Annotated in this window: 15 protein-coding genes; 12 read left to right on the top strand and 3 right to left on the bottom strand. The window is 73.7% G+C overall.

All coding sequences use genetic code 11. From position 1 onward, the window contains the following. Window positions 1-35: 35 nt before the first annotated feature. The gene (locus AMOR_RS23445) at window positions 36-914 is read right to left on the bottom strand and encodes an alpha/beta fold hydrolase (protein ID WP_248354706.1); all 879 of its coding nucleotides are present in this window, start codon (window positions 912-914) and stop codon (window positions 36-38) included. A gap of 258 nt (window positions 915-1,172) precedes the next feature. Between AMOR_RS23445 and AMOR_RS23440 the strand changes: the two genes are divergently transcribed. Together AMOR_RS23440 and AMOR_RS23435 are read left to right on the top strand one after the other, a co-directional pair. After that, window positions 1,173-1,388 (top strand): hypothetical protein, encoded by a 216-nt coding sequence (locus AMOR_RS23440; RefSeq protein ID WP_248354704.1) that lies wholly within the window; start codon window positions 1,173-1,175, stop codon window positions 1,386-1,388. A 158-nt stretch (window positions 1,389-1,546) separates the two neighbouring features. Next, window positions 1,547-2,752 carry a methyltransferase family protein gene (locus AMOR_RS23435; RefSeq protein ID WP_248354702.1) on the top strand — a complete coding sequence of 402 codons (1,206 nt, stop codon included), beginning with the start codon at window positions 1,547-1,549 and terminating at the stop codon, window positions 2,750-2,752. Window positions 2,753-2,801: 49 nt separating this feature from the next. On the opposite strand, the gene AMOR_RS23430 is transcribed toward AMOR_RS23435, so the two are convergent. Continuing rightward, on the bottom strand, window positions 2,802-3,182 hold the full coding sequence (locus AMOR_RS23430; RefSeq protein WP_248354701.1) for a hypothetical protein: 381 nt from the start codon (window positions 3,180-3,182) through the stop codon (window positions 2,802-2,804). A 257-nt stretch (window positions 3,183-3,439) separates the two neighbouring features. Between AMOR_RS23430 and AMOR_RS23425 the strand changes: the two genes are divergently transcribed. The 9 genes from AMOR_RS23425 to AMOR_RS23385 all read left to right on the top strand — a co-directional run bounded on the left by AMOR_RS23425 (window position 3,440) and on the right by AMOR_RS23385 (window position 13,454). Beyond that, window positions 3,440-3,622, top strand: a complete 183-nt coding sequence (locus tag AMOR_RS23425) for a hypothetical protein (RefSeq protein WP_248354699.1) — start codon at window positions 3,440-3,442, stop codon at window positions 3,620-3,622. Window positions 3,623-3,872: 250 nt separating this feature from the next. Beyond that, the gene (locus tag AMOR_RS23420) at window positions 3,873-4,718 is read left to right on the top strand and encodes a hypothetical protein (protein WP_248354697.1); all 846 of its coding nucleotides are present in this window, start codon (window positions 3,873-3,875) and stop codon (window positions 4,716-4,718) included. A gap of 277 nt (window positions 4,719-4,995) precedes the next feature. Continuing rightward, window positions 4,996-8,529: an Ig-like domain-containing protein gene (locus tag AMOR_RS23415; protein WP_248354696.1), complete on the top strand. Its 3,534-nt coding sequence runs from the start codon at window positions 4,996-4,998 to the stop codon at window positions 8,527-8,529. 14 nt (window positions 8,530-8,543) lie between these two features. Then, the gene (locus AMOR_RS23410) at window positions 8,544-8,735 is read left to right on the top strand and encodes a hypothetical protein (RefSeq protein ID WP_248354694.1); all 192 of its coding nucleotides are present in this window, start codon (window positions 8,544-8,546) and stop codon (window positions 8,733-8,735) included. A gap of 3 nt (window positions 8,736-8,738) precedes the next feature. Further along, entirely contained in the window at window positions 8,739-9,653 is a 915-nt protein-coding gene (locus AMOR_RS23405; protein ID WP_248354693.1) for a hypothetical protein, read from the top strand. 6 nt (window positions 9,654-9,659) lie between these two features. Continuing rightward, window positions 9,660-10,673: a radical SAM protein gene (locus AMOR_RS23400; RefSeq protein ID WP_248354692.1), complete on the top strand. Its 1,014-nt coding sequence runs from the start codon at window positions 9,660-9,662 to the stop codon at window positions 10,671-10,673. Continuing rightward, entirely contained in the window at window positions 10,673-11,407 is a 735-nt protein-coding gene (locus AMOR_RS23395; protein ID WP_248354690.1) for a lasso peptide biosynthesis B2 protein, read from the top strand. Before AMOR_RS23400 ends, AMOR_RS23395 begins: the two co-directional genes overlap by 1 nt. Before the next feature lie 35 nt (window positions 11,408-11,442). Then, complete coding sequence (locus AMOR_RS23390) at window positions 11,443-12,495, top strand: nucleotidyltransferase family protein (protein ID WP_248354688.1); 1,053 nt, start codon at window positions 11,443-11,445, stop codon at window positions 12,493-12,495. Further along, window positions 12,492-13,454, top strand: coding sequence for a hypothetical protein (locus tag AMOR_RS23385; RefSeq protein WP_248354686.1), 963 nt, complete (start codon window positions 12,492-12,494; stop codon window positions 13,452-13,454). Before AMOR_RS23390 ends, AMOR_RS23385 begins: the two co-directional genes overlap by 4 nt. Here the strand turns inward: AMOR_RS23385 and AMOR_RS23380 are convergent. Further along, a complete protein-coding gene (locus AMOR_RS23380) occupies window positions 13,442-14,680 on the bottom strand; it encodes a serine hydrolase domain-containing protein (protein ID WP_248354685.1) in 1,239 nt (412 codons plus the stop codon). The two genes, AMOR_RS23385 and AMOR_RS23380, sit on opposite strands and share 13 nt — an antisense overlap. Before the next feature lie 391 nt (window positions 14,681-15,071). On the opposite strand from AMOR_RS23380, the gene AMOR_RS23375 reads away from it, so the two are divergent. Continuing rightward, window positions 15,072-16,490: a sigma-54 interaction domain-containing protein gene (locus AMOR_RS23375; RefSeq protein WP_248354683.1), complete on the top strand. Its 1,419-nt coding sequence runs from the start codon at window positions 15,072-15,074 to the stop codon at window positions 16,488-16,490. The last annotated feature ends 9 nt before the right edge of the window (window positions 16,491-16,499 follow it).

Below are 16,499 nucleotides of genomic sequence, written 5' to 3'. Positions count from 1 at the left end.
CTTGCTCGAACGAGGGGCGCGACCTTCCCTCGGCATCAGGCGGGCCCCGACGCGTTCACGTTCAGCTGCGCCGACACGAACGACACCAGCGCGCGGTTCACGTCATCGGGCCGCTCCATCGGGCTCAGGTGACCCGCGCCTTCGATCCAGCGCAACTGTGCGCCTGGAATCCCCCGCGCCATGCGTTCGCTCGCCTCGGGCGGATACCCACGGTCCTCCGTTCCACAGACGACGAGCGACGGGATCTCCACTGCGCCGAGACGGTCGAGGATGTCGGGCGCATCGATGGCGACGGCCAGCGCACCGCGGATCAACGCCTCGCGCGGGAGCGCAGTCGCGCTGCGCACGAACTCGTCGACGAGCTCGGGACGCTCCCGACGCGACCGGGGCGAGAACATGGTCGGCGCGATCTGTGTTCTCGCCAGCCACGGAGTCAGTCCGAAGCGCCGCACGATCTCCACGAGGAGCCGGTACTTCACCTTTCGATACCGGGTCGGCGCCTCGGCCGTCGTATCGAGCACGGCCAGGGCGGACACGCGGTCCGGATGCCGCAACGCAAGGTGCAGCGCGAGCGACCCGCCCCAGGACCAGCCGATGCAGACGGCACGCCGGATGTCCATCGCTGGCATCGCACCGGCGAGCGCGTCGGCGTGCTGGGGAAGATCGAACGGCGGCGGGACCTCGCTCCGCCCGTGGCCTGGCATGTCGAGCACCACCACCCGCCCGAGCCGGGCCAGCGGCTCGATCTGGGCCCGCCACATGGCCGAGTCGATGAAGAGGCCGTGGGCGAGGAGGATGTCGGGATCGTCCGGCCGCCGCCGCGCACCGTGGATGGCGTACCCCCACCTGCCCATCGGCGTCTGAACGTCCCGCTGCAGCCCGGTGACGACTCCGGACGTCGCGATGGAGCTCACTGGCATGGCTGCTCCCGAGAAGCAGGATGAGCCGTCGCGCTGCTCCCTCACACCGGAAAGAACGGTATCCCCGGCCGAAGCACGCGGGCGCGACCGCCGCCTGGTCGACGATCAGCAGACGAGCCGGCCGAGCTCGCTCCGAGCCATATCGTTTCACGTCCCCGGTTCGTCGACGGAGGAGACGAACCCGTACGCCGCCGAGGTCGCGTGGACGAAGGGGCCGACGTACGGTGAAACGACGTCGAAGGAGGCAGTCCCATGCCGTGGTGTGGATACTGGGGAACGACCGCCGCTTACTGGTGGATCCTGCCGCTGATCGGTTTCGTCCTCATGGGCATCATGTTCTTCGTCTGTTTCCGTGGCTTCGGATGCATGGGCGGACGCCGGCGCACCTCCGGAGATGTCTCGGGCCTGCAGCGCGAGGTCGAGACCTTGAAGGACGACGTCCGGAAGCTGATGCGCAACCCGAGCTGAGGGAGAAGACACGGCTGCTGCGGTCCCCGCTCACGAGGCGCGCCGAAGCGCCCGTGAGAAGATGGAGCTCCTCGCCGAGCACCCGAACGACCGAGGGCCTGGGTGCCTGCCAGTCACGCGGACGGCCAGCCACGCGGAGAACGCACGGAGCCACTCGCATGAACAGGTCGCGCTCCATCATCGGCGGAGTCGTCCTGCTGTACTTCATCATCGCTCTCGAAGTCCTGGTGATGATCAGCCCGTTCGCTGCGTTCTTCTACTCGGTCTTCAACCCGTTCCTGCTCCTGCTCGCGCGATGGCCAGCCACTCACTGGCTCGCCGACTTCTTCCTGCCGCACATGGTCTCGCCGCCGGGATTCTTCCTGAAGGCCATTCGCGTGGCCGGCTCCGTGCTGTTCGTGGCAGGCGCGATCGCGTTCCTCATCTGTGCGGGGCAGGTGTACTTCCACAAGCTCGCGCGCCGCGGTCCGGCGCTGGGCGGCCTCTACGCCTGGATCCGGCACCCGCAATACCTATCCCTGTCCGTGACCGGCCTCGGGCTCGCCATCCTCTGGCCACGCTTTCTCACGCTCGTGCTCTGGACCGTCATGATCGCGCTCTACGTCCTGCTCGCACGGGACGAGGAGCGCCGGATGGTCGGAGCCTTCGGAGACCAGTACCGAGCGTACATGTCCCGAACTGGAAGGTTCTTGCCCCGGAGCGTGGAGGGCCTGCTCGCGCGCATTCCAGGTCCGAGGTCCGCAGCCCTGCGTTCCGCGCTCGGGCTTCTGCTCATCCTCGCCGTCTCACTGGGGAGTGCGTTCGCGCTCCGTGCCTACACCATCGAGGAGCTGCCGCTCTGGTCCAACGGAAGGGTATGGGTGCTGGCGATCCTTCCGGGTGACGGGGTCATGCTCCAGCACCGCATGGAGGACGTGCTCGAGCTGCCGGAGGTCGAGTCCCGCCTCCCCAGGAACGGTGCCGTCCTCGGTTACTCCGTCCCAGTTCGATACGTGATGCAGGGGATGATCGCCGACACGGGCCCCGCGTATCGCCTGTACGAGCATCACCAGACCGTGCCGATGATCCTCGACTGGATCTTCCACCCGTTCCGGCACCTGGAGGGTGGGCACATGATGATGCATCAGGCGGGAAACGCGACCGGCAACGTCCCGCCGAGCGTCACCGCCAGGCGGATCATCTTTCTTCAGGTCCGGACCAACGGCGACGGCGCCCATGTCGATCCGTCCTCGCTCTTCGCCGTCGGCGCCGTTCGCGTCCCACGGTTCTACATCGACGTCGACATGCACACGCTCACGCTCCTCGACGTCCAGGCCCTTGGACCGGGCACGGGTTGGGGGAGCGTTCCGACGCCGATGTTCTGACCGCGAGCCTTGCCGCCCGCGTTCGCCTCACCGCGCCTCGTGCCTGGACTCACGCCGGCCGGTGCGTCGCCGGCGCACCGGGCGCGCCGGAGTCGACGTGCCGCCGCGGCCAACCGGCGAGCGCGGACACGATGAGCGCGACGCCCAGGCCGATGCACAACAGCGGCACGAGCTCGACGCTCCCGCTGACGCTCTCCCAGATCCCACCCGCGACGAAGAGGCCTCCGACGGTGAGCGAGAAGCGATCGAGCGCGAGCCCCATCAGCTTCCGCGCGACCTGGACGCCGAGCGTGATGAGCCCGACGCCGACGAGCGTGGCGCCCCAGCCGATGCGGGTCGCCAGGGCGATGCCCACCCAGATGAAGAGCAGGCCCCAACCACCGGCGTGCAGCCTCTTCTCGGGCGGTTCGCGTTCCGAAGTGGCAAACATGATCTACCTCCTCGGCAATCATGTAAGCGACCGATGGTGAGCGCCGCGGGGTGCGCAGGGCGCCCCACGCGCGTGCGGCGCGAATGCCCGCGCGGGCGAGCGCTCGCCGAGCGACAGCGGTAGCCCACGGTGGCTCTTCAAGCCTGCGAGCGCGGCGCCTCACGCGGCCCTGCGCCGAGCTCGACGACCTGATCGCGAGGCGGCCTGTCAGATCCTGCACGCTCGACCATCCAAGCCATCAGACCTAGGAGGTCGCCATGAAGACCAAGCGCGAGAACCCGAAGACGGTGCCTGCCCCCCGACGGCTGGACGATGAGGAGCTGAGCGCCGCCTCCGGGGGTGGTGGCGCCAAGGCCGGTCCTTCTGCAGCCGGTGCCGATTCCCGCCCGACGGAGAGCTGTCAATTCTCGTTCACCCAGATCCAGTGGACGTACACGTAGCCGTCGGCGGCGAGAGCGCGGCCCGACGCGAGACGCCAGGTCCGCGCCGGGCCTCGATGGCACGGCCGGCCGCCTGCACGACGCACGATCGGCACCGCGGGACCTGCGGCCGCGCGGCCCGACCCCGCCGAGACCGTGCGCGGGGGTCACGTCCGCGTGCCGACAGGGCACGCGGGGCGCCGGAATAGTCCAGTGATTCGCGAACCGTCGAGCGGCACGCCCTATGCTCCACTCGGGGCAGGTGACGACCATGACCAAGCGGATCGTGACGCTGGTGCTTTCGGGCGTGCTCGGCCTCATCCCGATCGCGACTCATGCCCAGTACGACGAAGAATGGACGGACGAGGGCGCGGGTGCCGCGCCGGCCGCCCCGGACTCCAGCGCCCCCGGGACCCAGGCGCCGACCGACCTTCCGCCCGCACCGCCGACCGCAACGCCTGAAGCTTACGGGCAACCGCAGGCCCCCGCGGCGGTCCCGCCGGGCCAGTGGGTCTACACGCAGCAGTACGGGTGGATCTGGATGCCGTACTCGGACGCGTACGCCTACGTTCCGCCCGGCGGGTACGGCTCGCCGTACGCTTACGTCTACTACCCCGCCGACGCCTGCTGGACGTGGATCTCGGCGCCCTGGATCTGGGGCATCGGACCGTGGCCCTTCTTCGGCACGATCGGGCCGGTGCGGTTTGCCTGGTACGGCCATGGCTGGTGGCGGTACCCATCCCGCTGGCATTACGCGCCGGCGTATCACGGTGGGTATTACGCCGGCCGGCCGGTCCCCGGGTACCGCGGCGGCTACGCGGCGAGGCCGGCGCCGTACGGCGGCGGTTCGTACGGGGGCCGCGCCTTCCCCGCTTCCCGCGGCGGGTACGCGGGGAGGCCGGCGCCGTACGGCGGCGGATTCCGCGGCGCGGGACCGGCACCATCCGCCCGCGCGTTCGTCGGCGGCGGACACGGCGGCGGCGGCTTCGCGTCGCCCCGCGGCTCCGCGGGACGAGGCGGTTCCTGGTCCGCGGCCCCGCGGTCCGGCGGCAGTGGCGGTGGCGGTGGCGGGCGCGGCGGCGGGTTCGGAGGGCACGGCGGGCGCGGTCACCGGTAGGTTGCGCGCGCCGCGAGGTGAACGGAGAGGTGGAGAGGTCTCCCCGTCGGGTTCACCGACGGTTCACCGTCCCGACGCCCCGCGGCCGGCCACCCGGGACCGACGCGCGCGTGCAACCGAGCTCACCAGCCAGCCCGCCGGCTGATGAACGCCCACCACCGTGAGTCACTCCGGCGTCCCCACGCAGCGTGGACTCGCCGGCCCCCGATCGGGTATACGTCCACCCCGGGAACCAGCCACGGCGAGTCACCGCCGCTCGGCACCTCGTGGGGGGGACATGGGACCGGACTGGCTCGACGTCGCTCGGCGTGCGCTCGTGGGCGCCGCCCTTCTCACTGCGTGCACGCGATCCGGCGCGCCCACCCAGCAGCCGTCGCCGCGGTCGCGCGTGGTCGCGACGATCTCGGGCGAGGTCGACGCGGTGGCCGGCACGCTCGCGCTCGGCTCGGACGAGCGGTCCACCTCGGCATCCGTGAGCGGGCCCTACGTCGCCGCCGCGTTCGTCGACGTCCCGGTCGTGCAGGACGGCGTCCCCGGGCAGGGGCCGGCGAACACGGTCGAGCTCGTGACGGAGCGCGCCGCCACCGTCGCCGGAGGCTGCGGCGCCGTCGACGGGTTCGAGGGCGACATCCGGCTGCGCTCGTTCTACGCAGGGTACGAGCTGCGAAACGCCTACGTGGAGATCGTCTCGATCACGCCGACCGGTCGTGAGGCCTGCAACAGCGCGCCGGCGGTCGACGGGGTCTCGGACCAGTACGGGCTCTTCGCCTACGGGACGCTGGCCGGCACGGGCGCGAGCGCGGTGGCGACCTGGCGCTTCCGGTTGCCCGACGCGACGCGGTTCACGTTCACCGGGCGCGTCGTCGCCGAGGTGGTCGACGCGACGCCGCCCACGACGTCGGCCACGCCGCTCGGCAAGGCGTTCGATGCCCCGCAGGTCGTCACGCTGGCCTGCGCCGACGCCGGCAGCGGCTGCGCGGCGACGTACTACACGCTCGACGGCAGCGAGCCGACCACGACGTCGCCCGTGTACGCCGGGCCCATCGCCGTCACCTCGTCGGCGACGATCCGCTTCTTCTCGGTGGACGCCGCGGGAAACGCCGAGGCTCCGCAGGCGCAGACGTACGCGATCGACACCGTCGCGCCGACGGTGGTGGCGGTGAGCCCGCGCGACGCGCAGGGCGACGTCACCGCCGGGGCCGTGGTGCGCGTCACGTTCAGCGAGCCCATGGACCCGGCCACCGTCGCGGAGGCGGTCACCCTGACCGGGCCCGGCGGGCGAGTCTCGGGGACCGTGGCGCTCGACTCCGGCAGCACCTGGGCCTTCACGCCGGCGGCGCCGCTCGACGTCGCGACGCGCTACACGGTCGCGGTCTCGACCGCCGCGCGCGATCCGGTCGGGCACGCCCTCGCCGCCCCGCACGCCTCGTGGTTCGTGACCGTCACCTCGCCGGTCGTGGTGAGCGGCGCTGGCTCGGCGAACTACGTCAACCGCGGCGTCGCGCAGGACGCGAGCGGGAACCGGCTCGCGATCTACAGCGCGAACACGTACGCCGGCGCGAAGCTGCTGTGGTCCTACTACGCCGCCGCCACCGGAACTTGGACGCCCGCACAGGCGATCTACAGCTACCGGAGCATCGCGCCCCCGGAGCTCCCGGTGAACGCGAAGGTCGTGGCGAGCGGGTCGAAGTTCCTCGTGGCCTGGCAGAACCAGAAGGACTCCGCGCTCGAGTCGGCGATCTTCACGAACGGGACGCCGGGCACCGTCACGAAGCACTGGCAGCTCCGCTACGAGTCGAGCGGGCCGGCGTTCGACCTGGCGGGAAACGGAACCGGCTTCGCCATCGCGGGGAGCGACTACGCCACCAATCACGTCTACGGCGCCGTCTACAACGGCACCTCCTGGGATTTCGTCACGGGGAGCGTAGACAGCGGGGCGAGCAGGGCCGATTACCCGTCGGTCGCGCCGCTCGGGACCACGTCCTACGTCGCCGCCTACCGGGCGAGCGGCACGGCCGTGTACACGAGCCGCTACAACGCGGTGTCGCACACGTGGAGCCCCACGCTCCTTCCGGGCGCCTCGGGCACGTCCACGATGCTCGCTCCCGCCGTCGCGGCGAGCGGCACGCGCGCGTGCGTCGGGTGGGGGACGACGACGGGCGCGGTGATGGTGTCGACCGATCTCGGCACGGGCACCTTCGGCACGGCGACCAACCTGAGCACCGGGGTGGGCGAGCCCGCGTCCGCGATCTCGGCGGCGGCGAACGGCAACCGGTTCGCCGTGGTGTGGAACAAGTACGGTGCCACGTACCAGCCAGGAACACCGAGCTACTGGACCGGAGGCCGCGAGCTCACCGGGACGCTCCCAGGCTACGTCGTGTCCTCGGCGGTCGCCCCTGCAGGCGACGGGTTCGTTGCGTCGCTGCGCATCAATGCGACGCTCGGCTCCCCGCCTGCCCACGTCTCCGTCAACAAGGACGTGGCCGCGAGCGGGTTCGCGTGGATGAACGAGGTCCAGGCGGAGAGCTGGGCCGAGGACGTCAAGGACGTGACCATCTCGGGGCGGGCCGGTGGCCCCGCCCTCCTCGCCTGGGATCGCGACGACGGTTCGGCACCGCGAGTCGAGGCGAAGACGTACGACGGCACCACCCTCGGCACCGAGGTGCTGCTGTCGGACCCGCCGGTCCCGGGGAGCGCGGGCGCCGCGGTGCGGCTCGCCCGCAACGGCAACGGTGACGTGCTCGCCGCGTGGCACCAGGACGACGGGGGCATGCTCGCCGTCTTCGCCGCGCTCCGCCGCGGCGGCGCCTGGGGGCCGCCGTTGCGGCTGGCCCGGCACGCCCGCGACCCCGAGGTCGCGTCCGATGGGACGGGGTTCCTGGTCGTGTTCCGGGACATGCCGACGTTCTCGGCGTCCAACCTCACCGCCGTCGAGTACGCCGGCGACACCTGGGGCGCACCGGTGACCCTGCAGACGAACGCATCGCGCCATGCGGTCGCGTCGGACGGCAGCACCTACGCCTCCACCTGGGAGTACGGCGGTGCGCTGATCAACGCCGCGATCAAGGGCACCGCGGGCTGGAGCGCCAGCGTGACCGTCAGCACCTCCACGACCGCGAAGCGGCCCGCGATCGCCGCTCGCCCGGGCGAGTACGTCGTGGCGTGGTACCTGGACGTCAACACGAACAGCCGCTACGTCCGCGCGCGTTCCGCCACCGTGACGAGCACGAGCGGCGCGTGGTCCTGGGGGGCCGACACGACCGTGTTCTCCGGCAGCGCGGCGGTCTCGTCCGGCCCGGCCCTCGCCGCCGGCCCGGGCGGCTACGCCGTCGCCTGGGGCGACGCGACGGCGGCGCGCGCGGCGCTCCGCTCCGGCGCGACCTGGGGCACGCCCGCGGTCCTCGCCTCGACCGGAAACTGCGGCCTCACGAGGATCGCCCCGTCGGCGACCGGGTGGCTCGCCGCCTTCGACTGCTCCGGCGTGCAGCTCGCGTCGTACGCAGCGGGGGCGTGGGGCTCGCCCATCCAGCCTGGCCTGGTCGCGACCGACCTCGCCGTCGCGAGCGACGGCGCCCGCTACAAGGTGCTGGCGCGCGTCGCCGACGGCGCGAGCACGAGCCTGAAACAGATCGACGTGGCCGCCGGCACGGCGTACCCGCCGCTGGTCCTCTCGAGCGGCACGTCCCCGTCCGTCGCTCCCGTCGAAGCCGGGCTCTCCGTCCTGCACGACGGGACGGACTGGGTGGGCGCGTGGATCCAGCAGGGACCCGACCCGGTGGTGAACCGGGTGAACGTCCGGACGGCCTTCTAGTCCGCGGAGCCGACATGAAGACGATCGAGCCTCAGCCGAACGACACGCCGGAGACCGCCTCCGGCCTCGATTCCCCGGCGCAGCCCACGCGCCCCGCGTACGAGCCCCCGCGCATCGTGAAGAAGCGCTCCGTCTCGCGCGCCACCCTGTTCAGCGGCAGCGGCGCCGGCCCGGACCCCAGGGGCGGGCTGGTCGGGAGCGGCTAGCCCGTGCGCCGCGCCGCCCTCGCGCTCGCCGTGGTGGCATCCTCCGCCTGCGGTGGCCCCGCCGCGGTGCCGCCGCGTGACCCGCCGCCGGACCCCTGCGCGGTGAGCACCGACGGCGCTCCCTGGCTCGCCTTCGTCTCGCGGCGGACCGGCGACTACGAGGTCTGGCGGATGCGCATCGACGGCACCTGCCTCGCCCAGGTGACGCACGATCCGGCGGCGGACCTCTTCCCGACCTGGGCCGGCTCGACGCTGGCCTTCGCGAGCGAGCGCGGCGGCAAGCTCCACCTGCGTGCCCACGACCTCCTTACCGGCACCGACGCGCCCATCGCCACCGGCGATCTCGCCTCCGCGACGGCGCCGGCGTTCTCGCCGGATGGCGCATCGCTCGCGTTCGAGGGCCGCGCCGCCGGAGCGACCACCTCCGACGTCTTCGTCGTCCCGGCCGGCGGCGGCACGCCGCTGGCCCTCGCGCCGCACGGCGCGGACGACGGCGGGCCGACCTGGGCGCCCGACGGGCGCACGATCTACTTCGTGTCCACGCGGAGCGGGTCCTACGAGGTCTGGAAGGTCGCGGCGACGGGCGGCGACGCGACCCAGGTCACGACCGCCTCCCGCATCGTGGGCAAGCCGGCCGTGACCGCGGACGGCGCGGCCCTCCTGTTCGCCCGCACGATCTCGGGCTCCACGCTCACCGAGGTGGTCCGGTTCGACCTCGCCACCGGCGAGGCCGTGCCCGTGTCCAGCCTCGACGACTCCGAGCCCGCGGTGTCGCCCGACGGCGCGCACCTGGCCCTCCGGTCCTTCCGCGACGGCCACGCCGACATCGTCCTCGCCTCGCTCGACGGCTCGGGCGCGGCCCTCCTCACCGCCGACGGCGCGTCGGACGGCGCGCCCGCCTTCGCGCTGTCGCCGTAGGACGCGATGCCCACCGCCTGGGTCGCCTTCCACGTCACCGAGCGGTGCTCGCTGCAGTGCCTGCACTGCCTGCGCGACCCAGGGCGTCCCCCGGCGGACCTGCCCGCCGCGCTGGTCGAGCGCGTGCTCGACGAGGCGGTCGCGCTCCACCGGGTGGAGCACGCCAGCTTCACGGGGGGCGAGCCGCTCCTGCACCCCGACCTCGCCGCCGTCGTGGACGCTGCCGTCCGGCGCGGACTCGGGTGGCACCTCGTCACGAGCGGCCGCGAGCTGGACCGCCTCCTCGCGCTGCTCGAGGGCGATCCCCGCCGCCGCGCCGCGCTCACCGCCGTCGATCTCTCGCTCGACGGCGCGACGGCCGCGGTGCACGACCGGATCCGCGGCGACGGCAGCCACCGGGCCGTCCTCGCCGCCGCGCTGGCGCTGCGGGCGCGGGAGGTCCGGTTCAACGTCCAGATGACGGTGCACGCCGGGAACGCCGCCGAGGTGGAGGCGCTCGCGCTGGAGGCGGCCACCCTGGGCGCGGCGAGCGTCTCGTTCAATCTCGCGATGCCCACGGGGACGCCGGCCGACGTGGAGCTCTGGCAGTCCCGGGAGGGCTGGGCGGCGGTGCGGGATCGCGTCGAGCGGCTCGCCGAGGTCCTCGCGATCCCGGTCCGGGCGCCCGAGGGATTCCAGCGCCCGCAGCCGTTCCACGTCTGCGCGCCGTGGCGATCGGAGGTCCTGCACGTCGATCCGCACGGCCGGCTGACCCTGTGCTGTCAGCTCGCCGGCGCGCCGGGCGGCGACGAGGACGTCGTCGCGGACCTCGCCTCCACGCCGCTGCGCGAGGCGCACCGGCTCCTGCTCGAGCGCGTCCACCGCCTGGAACGCGAGCGGCTCGATACCTGCGCAGCGGGCGCGAGGGGGTGGGACGCCCTCCAGTGCAACTGGTGCGCGCGCGTCCATGGCCGGCCGCACTGGGTGGACGGCGGGAGCGCCGGCCCGCGCGCGCAAGGCGCGGGCGGGGGGCGGCGGTGATGCTCGGGGCGCTCGCGCGGGCGGCCACGCTGGGCCTGGCCTCGACCGGGCCCGGGCCGTCCTGGCAGATCCGCGCGAGGGCCGCGGCGCTCCGCGTGGTGCTCGGCGCCCTCCTCCGCCGGCGGCACCTCCCCAACCTGCTCGAGGCGCTCGACGGCAGCGCAGCCGGAGGTGGACCTGCAGGAGATCCCGCCCTCCCCCGCCGCGTCCTCGACCTGCTCCGAAGGTGGCCGGTGAGCTGCCTCTGGCGTGCGCTCACCGGGTGGGCCGCGCTCCGGGACGCCGGCGCGCCGGTGCGGTTCGTCATCGGGGTGCGGGCCGCGGGCGGCGACCTCGTCGCGCACGCCTGGCTCGAGCAGGACGGCGTGCCGCTCGGCGAGGCAGAGGATCCGCGTGCATGCTTCACCGTCGCATTCGTCTTCCCGCGCCCGCCGACGGGCAGCCTCGAGGAGCGCCGCATGGCCGAGCCGACGTCCCACCCCGACGTGATCCTGACCGAGCTGCAGGATGGCACCGGCGTGCTGCTGCACCTCGGGACGAAGTTCTACTACGCGCTCAACCGGACCGGCGTCGTGGTCTGGAAGCAGCTCGAGCAGGGCGTGCGCGAGCCGGACGCGCTCGCGCGCGAGATCGTCCGGCGGTTCGACGGAGTCGCGGAGGCGCGAGCACGGGCGGACGTCGGCGCGCTCCTCGAGGCACTGCGCGCCGAGCGGCTGCTCGCGGGCGAGGGCTGAGCCTGGGGCGCGCGCGGACAGACCGGGCGCTCGTCGTGGAGTGCCTGCTCGCGGTCGCCGGGCCGCGCCCGGCGCTCGCGGGGCTCGCCGCGCGCGCGGCCGACGTCGCCCCGCTCCGGGTCCTCGAGCTGGCGCGGTCGTTCGCGGTCTCGGAGACCTGCGCCCACGCGCTGCTCGCGGCGGACGCGCTGGGTCGCCTCGGCGCGGCGGGGGCCGCCCTGCGCGGCGACGCCGAGAACGCGGCGGCGAAGAACACCCTCCTCGTGGCGGAGGCGGTCCGGCTCCAGCGCGCGCTCGAGGAGGCGAGGATCCCATCGGTCGCGCTCAAGGGTACGGCGCTCGTCGCCGCGCACTACCCCGCCATCGGCGCGCGCCACGTGGGCGATCTCGACCTCCTCGTCCCCCCCGCCGACGCCGCGCGCGCCGCCGAGGTGCTGCAGGCGGCCGGCTGCGCCAGCGATCCGTACGCGCTGCCGGCGCTGGACGGGCGCCCTGCCGCTCCGCGGCCCGGGCACCACCACCTCGCGCCGCTTCGGACCCAAGGCGGGATCTCGTGCGAGCTCCACGTCGCCGTGCCCGGAGTGCGCGGGCGTCGCGCCGACGCCGAGGACGTGCTCGCGCGTTCGGTCGAGGTCCGCTGGCGCGGGTCCGCGCTGCGCGTCCCCTCGCTGGACGATCTGCTCGGCATCGCCTGCACGCATGTGCTCGGCGCGCACCGCGCGGAGCCCCGGTTCGTGCCGCGCCACGTGGCGGACGTCGCGGTGCTGATCGCGGCTGGCGCGGACCCGGGCCGGGCGGAGCGACTCCACCCCGGGCCGGAGGTGGCGGAGTCGCTCGCGCTCGTCGCAGCCGCCCGCGCCGGCCACGCCCCGATGCCGGGCCGCGCCGCCTCCGTTTCCGCGCGAGCCCGGTCCGTCGCCGCCGCGATGGCCGAGGCGCGCCGCGGCGGCGAGCTCCTCCGGCTGTTCTTCCCGGCGCGCCCGTACCTCGCCGCGCGGTACCGGGTCGCGGAGCGGTCCCCCTGGCTCCCCGTCCTGTGGGCGTGGCGCCCGCTCCGCGCCGCGCTGCGGCTGGTGGTCGGCCGATGAGCCCGCCGGCGTTCGACGTCGGCGGCGTGAAGGTCGAGGTCGACGCGGCGCTCGCGGCCGGCGCGCTGCTGGGCGGGTTCCCGCCGGCAAGCCCGGGCCCACCCGCGCTGGTGCTCGCCGTGGCGCCGGATCCGCTCCCGCCGCAGGACCCGGGGGCAGTGCCGAGCTTCTTCCACGAGACGCTCCGCTGCTCGGTTCGCCACGGCTCGTTCCGGGTGCGGGACGGCGCCAGCGTCCTCACCGTCGCCGCCGACGGTCGGCGCATCGAGGTCGCCGGCCCGACCACCGATGGCGTCTCGGAGCTCGCGGTCCTCGTGGCGGTCGTGGTCGCGCTCCGGCACCACGGGCTCTTCCACCTGCACGCGGCCGCCCTCGAGGGGGGCGACGGGCCGCGGGTGCTCGTGGTGGGGACCTCCGGGGCCGGCAAGACGACGCTCGCCCTCGCGCTCGCCGCGGCGGGTCTCACGCCCCTCGGCGACGACGCGGTGCTGCTCACGCGCCGCGGCGGGCCCCTGCGCGTGGTCGGCTTCCCGCGCCCGTTCCACGTCGGCGCGCGCACGGCGGCGGCGTTCCCGGCGCTCGCGCCTCACCTGGGCGCGCCCGGCCGCGAGGGGAAGCGACCGCTCGACGCGCGCGCGGCGCTCGGTGCACATCCGTCCGGCGCGATGCGGTCACCGGACCTGCTGCTCCTCCCGGAGATCACCGCCGACGACGAGACGCAGGTGGAGCCGGCGGGGAGTGCCGAGGCGTTCGGCGCGCTCCTCGAGTCCGGCGCGCTGCTGGTCGCGGACGGGATGCCCGAGGTGGCGGAGCACCTCGCGGTGCTGCGGGCGGTCGCGGACGGCGCGCGCACCGTGCGCGTGCGACTGGGCGGAGACGTGCTGAGCGCGCCTGCGGCGTGTGCGCGTCGGCTGCTCGCGGCCGCAGGTCGAGCCCGGCGATGTGCTCACGGACGATAAGGGTTCGTCTCGCCGATCGAGCGGTACATCGCCCTGCGCAGCGCCGCCTCTCGCGGGTCCTCCAGGTGGGCGCCCATCTGGTTGGGGATGTACGCATAGCCGACCTCGGCATGCGGATCCGCAAGACCGAATGACCCCCCCGTTCCCGGGTGTCCAAAAGAGCTCGGATGAGCGAAGGGATCCGTCGGGCCGGGCTTCGCGAAACCCAGCGAGAACTGGATCTCCACCTTCAGGCACGCATCGCGGAACCCCCGAGCCGGCGGGACCGCGGGCGCCATGAGCTGCCGGAGCGTCTCCTCGCGCAATCCAAGCTCCCTTCCGCCGGTCGCGAACACGCTGTAGGCGCGAGCCATGGCGCGCGCCGTCCCGACGCCTCCCCCGGCAGGCACCTCCAGGTTCCGGGCATAGACGCGCTCGCTCTGCTCCGGCAGCTCCGATCCCAGCAGCGCCCGGCGAAAGCGTGACCGCGGGTTCATCGCCGCGAGCGCCAACGGAACGGGCAGCGCGAAGATCGCGGCCGCCATGTCGAACCGGTGAAGCGGCGCCAGCCTGGAGTCCGGGATCTCCTCCGGCAGCCGGATGTAGAACTCGAGCCCCAGGGGAGTCGCGAGCTCCTCCTGGAAGAACCGGCCCAGGGTCCGGTGCTCGGGATCGACCCGGCGCAGCAGCTCGCTCTCGTAGAATCCGAGGGTGATCGCGTGATAGGCCTGGCGCGTGCCTGGCGGCCAGACCGGCTTCTGCCGGGCCAAGACGGCAGCCAGCCGGTCGGGATCGGCGACGAGGCTCCTGACCGGTCGCTCATCCAGGGCGAACAATCCGGCCTGGTGCGACAGCAGCTGACGGACCGTGATCCTTTCCTTGCCCTGCTGCGCGAACTCCGGCCAGTAGGTGCTCACCCGCTCGTCGTAGTCGAGCAATCCCCGCGAATGGGCGAGCGCCATCGCCAGGCCGGCCATGCCTTTGGTCGTGGAGTGGACCAGGGCCATCGTGTCCGCCTCCCACGGCTCGCCGGTCGCCTTGTTCCGGATGCCGCCCCAGAGGTCGACGACCTTCTCCCCGCGGTAGTAGACGCAGCAGGCCGCTCCCAGCTCGCCGCGGCGTTCGAAGTTCTCGATGAACGCTTCCCGCACGGCCTCGAAGCCTGGCTTGGCAACCCCCGCGACGGCATGACTTCCCGTCTCCGTGCCTTCACGCCGTCTCACCGTCTCCGTCGCTGAACCGGCCATGGATTCCTCCGCGCCGAACCGCGATCTCCGTTCGCGAGGATAGCCCTCCGGACCCACCCGCCCGAGTCGTCATGGGGGGAGCGCCGGATCGGCGCTCGGGCGCCAGGACGCGGGGATCCCCCTTACCGAGCAGGCAACCGCCGCGGCCGCCTTGTGGAGCGTGAGCTGCACCTGTGGATCCCGGTCGACGCCCTGCCGGCGTGCCTCGGCGACCCTCGACGGATGGGATCCGGCCCAGCCGGGAACGAGACGAGCGCTCCGGACGTTGGAGCGTTGCGGCCGCTCGAATGAACGCGCGCTCGCGGGCGACAGCCCGGGGCCGAGCCGTCGCGTGCGCCCCGACACGCGACCTCGACGGCGCACATCACCTCACCGGTCGCGGGACCAAGAGATGACGAGCGCGAGCCGAGAGGCCTTCGAGGCGGTGACGGCCGCGTTTGCGTCCCTCGGCCGCGTGTGCCTGGCGCTCGACGCGCAGTTCGACATCCGCCACCTCTCGCCGAAGCTCGACGGGCTGCTCGGCGACGGCGCGACGAGCCGTTACGAGGGGGCGGCAGCGGAGGCGCTGCTCGGCTCCGAGCTGTTCGGCGCCGCGGGATCGATCCGCGAGGCGCTCGCCGCCGGCGAGCGGCGCGAGGGCTGGCGCGCCTGGCTCAAGACGGAGCCGGAGGGAGCGCGGCTGGTCTCGGTCTCGGCGGCGCCGCTCCTCCACGTCTCCGGCGCCTGCGATCCCGAGGCGGCCTACCTCGTCGTGCTCCGGCCCGCCGACGAGGAGGAGGTCGCCTCCGCCGGCGTGCCCACCTCGTTCGCCGGCCTCGTCGCGCGCTCCCGGCCGATGATGGAGGTGCTCCGGCTGGTCGAGCGGCTGCAGCACTCCGACGTCTCGGTGCTCGTGACGGGGGAGAGCGGCGTCGGCAAGGGCGTGATCGCGCGGGCGCTACACGCGAACTCCCTCCGGCGCGACGGGCCGCTCGTCTCCGTCAACTGCGCCGCGCTCCCGGACGCGCTGCTCGAGAGCGAGCTCTTCGGCCACGTGCGCGGCGCCTTCACCGGCGCGGTGCGCGACCGCGTCGGGCGCTTCGAGCTGGCCGCCGGCGGGACGCTCTTCCTCGACGAGGTGGGCGACCTGCCCCTGCACCTTCAGGCGAAGCTGCTCCGCGTCCTGCAGGACCGCACCTTCGAGCGCGTCGGCGAGAGCCGGACGATCGCCGCGAACGTCCGCGTCATCGCCGCCACGCACCGCGATCTCCGACGAGCCGTGGAGGAGGGGCGCTTCCGGGAGGATCTCCTGTACCGGCTGCGCGTCTTCCCGATCGAGATCCCGCCGCTCCGCGCGCGGCGCGAGGACATCGAGCCGCTCGCGCGCTACCTGCTCGCCCAGATCGGGCAGCGCATGGGGCGCACCCTGCGGCTGTCCCCGGCGGCGAGGCGCGCGCTCATCGCCCACGAGTGGCCCGGCAACGTCCGGGAGCTCGAGAACGCGCTCGAGTACGCCGCCACGGTCGCCCAGGGGCCCGCGCTCGACCGCACCGACCTGCCGCGCGAGATCGGCGACCCCCCCGCAGCCGCGCCGGCGAGACCGCCCGGTCGCGACGCCGGTGCTGGAGCGCTCGTGACATCGCCGCCGGCGCCGCAGGAGGCGGACGATGCCGCCGGATCGCGGCGGCCCGGGCGCGACGCGCCGACGCGCGAGGAGATCGTCGCGGCGCTCGAGACCCGCCGCTGGCGCATCGCCGATGCGTCGCGCTCGCTCGGGATCTCGCGGACGACGCTCTGGCGCCGGATGCGCGAGCTCGGCATCGACCGCTGAAACGTCGCG

The sequence above is a fragment of the Anaeromyxobacter oryzae genome (genome assembly GCF_023169945.1).
Lineage (GTDB): Bacteria > Myxococcota > Myxococcia > Myxococcales > Anaeromyxobacteraceae > Anaeromyxobacter > Anaeromyxobacter oryzae.
Note: the sequence above shows the minus strand (reverse complement) of the source record. Positions and strands in the feature narration are given on the sequence as shown.